This is a genomic window from Advenella sp., assembly GCF_052108595.1.
Classification (GTDB): Bacteria; Pseudomonadota; Gammaproteobacteria; order Burkholderiales; family Burkholderiaceae_B; genus Advenella.
This window is the reverse complement of record NZ_JBQEAU010000115.1, coordinates 1-8,961: the sequence shown is the minus strand read 5'-3', so window position 1 is coordinate 8,961 and position 8,961 is coordinate 1. Positions and strand designations below refer to the sequence as shown.

At 54.3% G+C, this 8,961-nt stretch carries 7 protein-coding genes; 4 read left to right on the top strand and 3 right to left on the bottom strand.

Annotated elements, in window-relative coordinates:
• Positions 1-329: 329 nt before the first annotated feature.
• Entirely contained in the window at positions 330-1,631 is a 1,302-nt protein-coding gene (aceA, locus tag ACTIKR_RS17235; RefSeq protein ID WP_193088996.1) for an isocitrate lyase, read from the top strand.
• A 259-nt stretch (positions 1,632-1,890) separates the two neighbouring features.
• On the opposite strand, the gene mltB is transcribed toward aceA, so the two are convergent.
• A complete protein-coding gene (gene mltB, locus ACTIKR_RS17230; protein WP_226816949.1) occupies positions 1,891-3,015 on the bottom strand; it encodes a lytic murein transglycosylase B in 1,125 nt (374 codons plus the stop codon).
• A gap of 196 nt (positions 3,016-3,211) precedes the next feature.
• On the opposite strand from mltB, the gene ACTIKR_RS17225 reads away from it, so the two are divergent.
• From ACTIKR_RS17225 to ACTIKR_RS17215, 3 genes are all read left to right on the top strand, one after another.
• Complete coding sequence (locus ACTIKR_RS17225; protein WP_193088997.1) at positions 3,212-4,138, top strand: histone deacetylase family protein; 927 nt, start codon at positions 3,212-3,214, stop codon at positions 4,136-4,138.
• 220 nt (positions 4,139-4,358) lie between these two features.
• Positions 4,359-5,108 carry an electron transfer flavoprotein subunit beta/FixA family protein gene (locus tag ACTIKR_RS17220; protein ID WP_193088998.1) on the top strand — a complete coding sequence of 250 codons (750 nt, stop codon included), beginning with the start codon at positions 4,359-4,361 and terminating at the stop codon, positions 5,106-5,108.
• Between the two features lies 1 nt (position 5,109).
• On the top strand, positions 5,110-6,039 hold the full coding sequence (locus tag ACTIKR_RS17215; protein WP_193088999.1) for an electron transfer flavoprotein subunit alpha/FixB family protein: 930 nt from the start codon (positions 5,110-5,112) through the stop codon (positions 6,037-6,039).
• A gap of 358 nt (positions 6,040-6,397) precedes the next feature.
• Here ACTIKR_RS17215 and ACTIKR_RS17210 read toward each other — a convergent pair whose 3' ends face one another.
• Positions 6,398-7,381: a Bug family tripartite tricarboxylate transporter substrate binding protein gene (locus tag ACTIKR_RS17210; protein ID WP_442328506.1), complete on the bottom strand. Its 984-nt coding sequence runs from the start codon at positions 7,379-7,381 to the stop codon at positions 6,398-6,400.
• Positions 7,382-7,526: 145 nt separating this feature from the next.
• Positions 7,527-8,961: sulfatase family protein (locus ACTIKR_RS17205; protein WP_442328505.1), on the bottom strand; the 1,435-nt coding region annotated here is incomplete at its 5' end.

The window sequence follows — 8,961 nt, the reverse complement described above, 5'->3', positions numbered from 1 at the left end:
GGTAGATGCGCCGGTCTGGATTGAGCCCACAGATTTTTGCAGAGAATGACCACCAAGGCGCTGCGGGGTAGTGCATGATGACGAACGAAATAGCAGTAAATTTCACATTATGATATTGCTATTTCATAACATGAATTTTGCATGCTGCAGTCGCAAATTTAATATTTCATTATCGCAAATTTGATTTCATAATATAAAATCAAAATACTAACTAACTGATTTATATGCATATAATAATTAGTCTTATATAAGATATAAGTGTATATTGCACTGCGGTCTTCAGATAGAATTTTCTCCATGGAATCTTTTTTTATATACAGGAGTTAATCATGTCAAAACGCGAAACCGCCATCCGTAATCTGCAAAAAGAATGGGCAGAAAATCCACGCTGGCAGGGCATCAAACGGGGCTATGGCGCCGAGGAAGTCATCAAGCTGCGTGGATCCCGGCAGAATGAGTACACATTGGCCCGTACTGGTTCGGAAAAACTGTGGAACCTGCTCAACAATGAGCCTTTCATCAATACACTGGGCGCGCTTACCGGCAACCAGGCAATGCAACAGATCAAGGCCGGCCTCAAAGCGATCTATCTGTCAGGATGGCAGGTCGCCGGCGATGCCAATATTGCAGGTGAAATGTATCCGGACCAGTCGCTCTATCCTGCAAACTCGGTTCCTTCGGTCGTGCGCCGTATCAACAATTCGCTGACACGTTGTGACCAGATTCAGTGGATGGAAGGCAAGGAAGAGGGCGATGCTGGCTATGTCGACTACTTTGCGCCGATCATTGCCGATGCAGAAGCCGGATTCGGCGGCGTACTGAATGCTTTCGAGCTGATGAAGTCCATGATCGATGCGGGTGCTTCAGGCGTTCACTTCGAGGACCAGCTGGCTTCGGTAAAAAAATGCGGCCACATGGGCGGCAAGGTGTTGGTGCCAACGCGTGAGGCTGTCGCCAAGCTGGTATCTGCCCGCCTGGCAGCCGACGTCATGGGCGTACCCACCGTGCTGCTGGCGCGTACCGATGCGGATGCCGCTGACCTGATTACCAGCGACGTCGATGAGAACGATCAGCCGTTCCTGACCGGCGAGCGCACACCCGAAGGCTTTTTCCGCACCAATCCCGGTATGGATCAGGCTATTTCGCGCGGGCTGGCATATGCACCGTATGCCGATCTGCTGTGGTGCGAGACGTCGACGCCGAATCTGGATGATGCGAAAAAATTTGCTGAAGCGATTCACAAACAATTCCCGGGAAAACTGCTGGCCTATAACTGCTCGCCATCATTTAACTGGAAAAAGAACCTGGACGACGTCACCATTGCCAAATTCCAGCGCGAACTGGGTGCCATGGGTTACAAATTCCAGTTCATTACCCTGGCGGGCTTTCATGCGCTGAACTATGGCATGTTTGAACTGGCTCATGGATATGCACGCAATCAGATGAGTGCATTTGTCGAGTTGCAGCAGAAAGAGTTTGCTGCGGCCGAGCTGGGCTTTACTGCTGTCAAACATCAGCGCGAGGTGGGTACAGGCTATTTCGACGCCGTCACCCAGACAATCGAAGGGGGACGCTCTTCGACAACAGCGCTGACCGGTTCTACTGAAGAGGCTCAGTTCTCTCACGGTTGATAGTGCCGCTGGCCCGGTGCGGTGTCTGGATTGACCGGATCGGGCGAAAAGCTTTGACTATAGACTAATAAGACTAATAAAGAGGGTCACCGGATTGAGTATGCCGGTGGCCCTCTTTGTTGGGCGCATTCCATCATTGATCACAGGGTTAAATAACCAATCATTACGCTTGTGTTAACCGGCAAGCGCCTGAGCCAGGACCTGCGGCAACCGACAAATGGTCGCAAAGCGTACCGCCCTTGTCCGGGCAGATGCATCATCAATACGGCATGGTGACCTGATGACCGCTGCTGCGCTGCCGGCTGGCCAGGCCATAAGCCAGCTCTGCCACCGAGGCGGCATAAAAATAGCTGCGATTGTATTTGGTGATGGCGAAAAAGTTGCGTGTGGCCGTGCGATATTCATGGCGGCCGCGAACTTCGTCGCGCAGATCAATGACACCGATCTCCTTGCCGTTCTGCCAGTTGCCGCCTGTGCTGCCGGCGCGCAGTGTCGCGCCGCGATTTTGCAACTGGCTCCAGCTCATGGATGGCTCCAGCCCGCCGTCAACCAGCGATGCCGCCCCGGCTGGTAATGTGACCGGCGCGAAAACGGGCGTATCGGCACGCCAGCCATGTTTGGCAAGATAGTTGGCCACGGACAGAATGGCGTCCTGCGTACTGTAGCGCAGGTCAATGTGCCCGTCATTATCGCCGTCGACCGCATAGTGCTCGATACTGACCGGCATAAATTGCGGCAGGCCGATGGCGCCGGCAAATGATCCGGTCGCGCTGTTGGCGTCCACTTTGTCCCGATAGTCCAGATCCAGCAGGGCAGCCAACTGGTTGCGGAACATCTGGCCTTTTTCCGGACGGTTCGGTTCCGGATGGTTAAAGCCTAGCGTGTACAGGGTATCCAGAACGCGGAACGATCCGGTTTGTTCGCCATACACCGTTTCCACGCCGATGATGGAGGCAATGATTGCTGCGGGCACGCCGTACGTTCTCTCGGCCCGGTTCAGCGTCTGCCGGTTGGCGTTCCAGAACGCGGTCCCCTTGCGCAGACGAATCGGCTCGACGAAACGGCTGCGGTAGCTTTGCCAGGCGCGTGTGACGCGTCCGCCTGAACCCTTGGGCGTCATCAGGCGAATGACCCGATCATCCACGGTCGCCGTGGCAAGCAGCTGTTCGATATGCGAGCGTGGTATGCCATGCCGCTCTGATACCTGGGCCACAAAGGTGTTCCGGTCCGCGCTCAGTTTTCTGTTTTCTGCCGCCCAGCCGGCGGGTCCGCTGGTGCCCGCTGAGGATGCCGAGCCGTTACTACTGCCCGATTGGCTGGTGGAGGAGCAGGCTGCAAGGGACAGCAGCAATACAGGAACAAGCAGTGCAAATGATCGTTTCAAGAGGAACCCCGTGAAGTTGTATTGAGATATGGCAGTTAGCAGCATCATGCCACAAGTTGCCGCAAAAACAGAGAGATTGAGTATGGGCCGCAGGATTGCCGCGCGTCTCGTTGCGCCGCAAAATATGGTAGATTGTATGCAGATAAAATAAGATCAATCAATAGTAAATCAGTAATTTGAAAGCAGGACGAATATTGTGGAGACACTATTCATAACGCATTCTTCGTGCCACAGACACGAAATGCATCCCTGGCATCCCGAGTCGCCAGCGCGGCTCGACGCCATTAATGATCGGCTTGTCGCCAGCGGTCTGGCCGATTTTCTGAATCATGTGCCGGCGCGCGAAGCACAGGAAGCCGATCTGCTACGTGTTCATACCGAGGAACATGTGCGGTTTCTGCGCGAGCATGCACCGCAGCGAGGGTATTTCAACGTCGACACCGAAGAAACCTGCATGAACCCCCATACATGGCAGGCGGCATTACATGCGGCAGGCGCCGGGCTGCAGGCCATTGACCAGATCATGGCTGGTCACGCACGCAATGCTTTTTGCGCCGTCCGCCCGCCAGGGCATCATGCCGAGCCGGCGCGGGCCAGTGGGTTCTGCTTTCTGAATAATGTGGCGATCGGCGTGCGCTATGCGCAGCAACAATATGGTCTCAAGCGCATCGCCATTGTCGATTTCGACGTTCATCATGGCAATGGCACCGAATCGGCCTTTGCCAATGATGAGTCGGTCATGATGTGCAGTTTCTTTCAGTACCCCCTGTTTCCGAACAGCGGCGTGGATCATCCGGCTGCCAATATGCACAACAGTCCCGTGGCGGCCTATACCAAAGCCGAAAAGATCCGCGAGCTGGTTGCGAGTCTTTGGCTGCCGGCCCTGGAGGCATTCAGGCCCGAGCTGATTTTTATTTCGGCCGGCTTTGACGCCCATCGCGAAGACGATATGGGGCAGCTTGACCTGGTGGAAAAGGATTACGTCTGGCTCACTAGCCAGGTAAAGGCGATAGCCGATAAACACAGTAATGGACGTATCGTCAGCATGCTCGAGGGTGGTTACGCGCTATCGGCGCTGGGGCGAAGTGTAGAGGCCCATATCCGGACGCTGGCCGGTCTGTGAGCTGCCGGGTGATGCTTTTTTTGCGATAAAAACCGGTTATTGATCCGAAAACCCGCTCTGTATTGCCAATATGGGGCGGTTTGTTGCGCTGTGCAAAACAGGAAACGCAAAATTCACGCGATTGAATGAATTAGTCAAATCGCTCGTAGCAAGCATGTAAAATAATCGGGTTCAGTAATAAGTCCGGGGCGAGTGCCCCGTAAATCAAGGAGATTGTTGGATGAAGGTATTGGTGCCTGTTAAGCGTGTTGTTGACTACAACGTCAAAGTGCGCGTGAAGTCAGATCAGTCTGGCGTTGATATTGCAAACGTGAAAATGTCAATGAATCCGTTTGATGAAATCGCTGTTGAAGAAGCAACACGGCTCAAGGAAGCAGGTACGGCCACAGAAGTCATTGCGGTCTCTTGCGGTGTGGCGCAGTGCCAGGAAACCCTGCGCACAGCCATGGCCATTGGTGCTGATCGCGCTGCGCTGGTTCAGACCGATGTCGAATTGCAGCCTCTGGCCGTGGCCAAGCTGCTCAAGGCAGTTGCCGAGAAAGAGCAGGTTAATCTGGTCATTCTGGGCAAGCAGGCCATTGACGACGACGCCAACCAGACCGGGCAGATGCTGGCTGCGCTGCTGGGTTGGCCGCAAGCCACGTTCGCCAGTAAGGTCGTAATCGAAGGCGAGAACGCCAAAGTGACGCGTGAAGTAGATGGCGGTCTTGAAACCATTTCGGTGAAACTGCCCGCTATCATCACAACCGATCTTCGTCTGAACGAACCGCGCTACGTTACGCTGCCAAACATCATGAAAGCGAAGAAAAAGCAGCTGGATACGCTGACACCGGAAGAGCTGGGTGTCGATGTGACGCCACGGATCAAAACACTGAAAGTGAGCGAGCCACCTTCACGCAAGGCGGGTATCAAAGTGGATGATGTGGCAGCGCTGGTAGACAAACTCAAGAATGAAGCGAAGGTGATTTAATATGACAACTCTAGTTATTGCAGAACATGATAACAAGCAGTTAAAACCGGCAACATTGAATGCGGTAGCAGCTGCGCAGAAAATCGGTGGCGATATTCATATTCTGGTTGCCGGCAGCGGCGCACAGGATGTCGCGGCCCAGGCGGCCAAGGTTGCCGGTGTTGCCAGCGTGCTGCTGGCCGATGCCGACCATCTGAAGGATTCCCTGGCTGAAAACATGGCCGAGCAGGTCTTGGCGGTTGCCGGCGATTACAGCCATATTGTTTTTCCTGCGACGGCATCCGGTAAAAATGTGGCGCCGCGCGTTGCCGCGAAACTGGATGTAGCACAGATCTCTGATATTACTGCGGTCGATTCGCCAGACACATTCGAGCGACCCATTTATGCGGGGAATGCTGTTGCCATCGTCCAGTCTTCCGACGAGAAAAAAGTCATCACCGTGCGTGTCACCTCTTTTGATGGTGTTGCAGCCGAAGGCGGCAGTGCCGAAGTCAAAACCCTGCAGGCAGTTGCCGATTCTGGTCTGTCTTCATTCGTGGGCCGTGAAGTGGCCAAGAATGATCGTCCTGAACTGACGGCTGCAACGGTTGTTGTGTCTGGCGGTCGCGGTATGGGCAGTGCAGAAAACTTCAAGCTGCTCGAACCGCTGGCCGATAAGCTTGGCGCCGCATTGGGTGCTTCGCGAGCTGCGGTTGACGCCGGCTTCGCGCCGAACGATTGGCAAGTCGGTCAAACCGGTAAAATCGTTGCGCCGCAGTTGTACGTGGCCATCGGTATTTCAGGTGCCATCCAGCATCTGGCCGGCATGAAGGATTCCAAAGTCATTGTGGCTGTTAATAAAGATCCGGAAGCGCCGATTTTTGGCGTTGCCGACTACGGCCTGGTTGCTGACCTGTTCACTGCCGTACCAGAGCTGGAAAAAGCAATCTGATCCAGTCCTGTTGCGATACGTGCGGGCAGATGCAATTTATTGATCTGCCTGCAGGGTGCAGCAGGAAACACGTTTGGCATAAATTTCACCCGTGATGCCGGCCTCTATCAGGTCGATACCACGGGTGAAATGCATTTCGCTGTAGTAATCTGAAGCGCCGCAATTTGACGACCAGCAGTCTGAAAAGTCGCAGTCCGAAGTGGTGTGGTCCGAATTGTTGACAGTCATGTCGCTGATGCTCGCATCAAGCCGCTACCCACATCTAACCGATATTCACCCCAAACTGACACCCACATCAATACGGCGCCAACGTGCATGGCACAACGCACCAGTTGTCCGGGCAGGACACCCCTGCGGCTTATTCGACCTTGATATTGGCTTTCCTGATGGTATCGTGGATGCGGCTGCCGTATTTCGCCATCCATTGCTGCGCTTCTTGCATTGAGCCGTTTACCCTGTGAACATTCAAGTTGTCAAATTGGGTTTTGATCTGCGCCGATTGCATCGCTTGTGCGACTGCGGCGTTCCACTTTTCGGTAATCGTTTTGTCCAATCCTTTTGGCGCCATCAGCAAGAAGGAAAACTGCATGTCAAAATCTTTCAGCGCTTCAATACCGCTTTCCGATAGGGTGGGTGTGTCCGGTAGCGCAGGTTCCCTTGATTGTCCCGCAACGGCCAGTGGGATCAGTTTTCCCGCCTTGATATGCTGCAAGGTGGAGCCACCCAGGGCCAGAAAACCTGTATCCACCTGTTTGCCAAGCAGGGCGTTCAATGCCGGCGCATTGCCTTTGAACGGAATGTTCGTCATGTTAATGCCCAGCGCCAGTCGCAGGCTTTCCATGGCCAGGTGCCCTGGTGTGCCGGCACCGGCCGATGAATAGTTCAGCGCTTTGGCTTTGGATGCCGCAATCAAGGAGGATAGATCCTTGATTTCCGATGTTTTTGGAACCAGCAGGACCTGCTCGAATGTGCCCAGCAGACTGATTACATCCAGCGTGGTCTCCGGATTGAAGCGTTTCTGGCCAAATATTAGCGGATTGACGGTGACCAGGGAATCGATGGTTGCAAGAAATGTATAACCATCCGGTTTCTGGCGGGCTGCATTTTCTGCACCGATCAGTCCGGAGGCACCGGGCTTGTTCTCAATCACTATCGGTTGGTCGAACTGGGTGGAAAGATTTGCGCTCACGGCGCGGGTAGCCAGATCAAGCGCACCGCCCGGAGGATAGTTCACAATGATGGTGATCGGCTTGTCTGGGTAGGCTGCCTGCGCCGTGCCGGCAAAGGCAATCGCCAGGCCGGCGGCCAGTGCGCGTTTAGCAATGGAAATTACAATTGACATGGTCGTCTCCTGTTCCAGGTAAGATGGTATCGCTCTTGGTTGCTATGCGCATCGTCCTGGAATCGATTTGGCCATACAGCCATAGGGCCATACAGCGAGAGTTGGCCGACGCCACCGCGTCGGCATGGTTGGTCAGTGATCTGAATCAGGCCAATGCGCTTGGATAAGGGCTTGTCTCAACCAGTTCCAGATTGGTGTAAGCCAGTTTTTCCATCATCATGGCCCGAATGTTCGACGCAGCAGGCGTATCCCAAAGGTTAACCATCTCGTCGGGGTCGTTCTGCAGATCATAGAGTTCGCCCCAGGAGGCCGCGTCGTAAATGGTCATGCGATAGCGTTGCGTCAATAGTGTTCGGCAGCGCACGCGCGTGTCAATACTCAGAATGACACGCTGACCTTCCTCTTCGATCAGCAGCGAATCGCGCAGGTCTTTGCTGCTGCCGTCCATCAACTGTTGCATGTCCTGGCCCTGAATGCCATTGAACACAGGCGCGCGGGCTCGCGTCAGGATGGTCGGTGCAATATCGATGGTGCTGGTAAGTGCGCTGGACGTTTTGTCGGCGGCGGCAGACATGTGGGGGTCGAACCAGATGAAGGGAACGCGGGTTAGGCCGCGGTAATGAATCGGGCCCTTCAGCATAAGCTGGTGATCACCCAGAAAGTCTCCGTGATCGCTGGTGAAAATGACAATTGTATTGTCCTGCAGTCCGAGGCGTTCCAGTTCGGCCATTACCCGACCGATTTGCGCATCGATATTGCTGATGGAACCATAGTTCAACGCCAACGCTTCCTTTGCTTCGCGCTCGTCGCAGGCAAATACGGCAGTGCCTTTTTTTGTCGCCGCACCGGAATCACGACGTTGATAAAGCCATTGGACATGTTGCGGCGGCTCATGATCGCTGTAGAACGAAGCGGGCAGGGTCATGTCCTCGGGTTTATACATATCCCAATATTTACCGGGCGGAGTAAAGGGATGATGCGGATCCGGAAATGACACTTGAAGAAAAAAAGGCTGTTCGCTGCCGGCGTAGTCGTTGAGTAGGTCAATGCTGCGGTCGGCGATATAGGCCGAAGGATACTGCTCTTCGGTCAGACGAGTACGCCATGCCTGACCGATTTGCGTTAATTTGTAGTCCGGGGCGGGTATGGCATTGTCGGGCCCGATCAGTGACTCTGCGCCGGGCACTTCACGACGCAGCCAGTAGCGGTAGTGTCCATGTACGATGTCGGCATGATCATCCACCAGATAGACTTGCTCGAACCCATAATACGGATAATCAAGATCGTAATGATCGCTGTCGAGCCACCTGCCGCGCTTTTCCTGCTCATAGTTGCCATCATCAGCTTCAAAGGCTTCGTCACACAGCCGGTCTGCCGGATCCTGTGGCCAGAGTGGTGCCAATGCAGTCATATTCTGCAAATGTATTTTTCCTACCTGTGCGGTGTGATAACCGGAAAGACGCAGCGCTTCCACGAAGGTGCGCGCTTTGAGCGATAGCGGTATGCCGTTGTGGCGTGCTCCATGCACCGACGGATAACGACCGGTCATCATGCTGGCGCGGTTCGGCATACAGATGGGG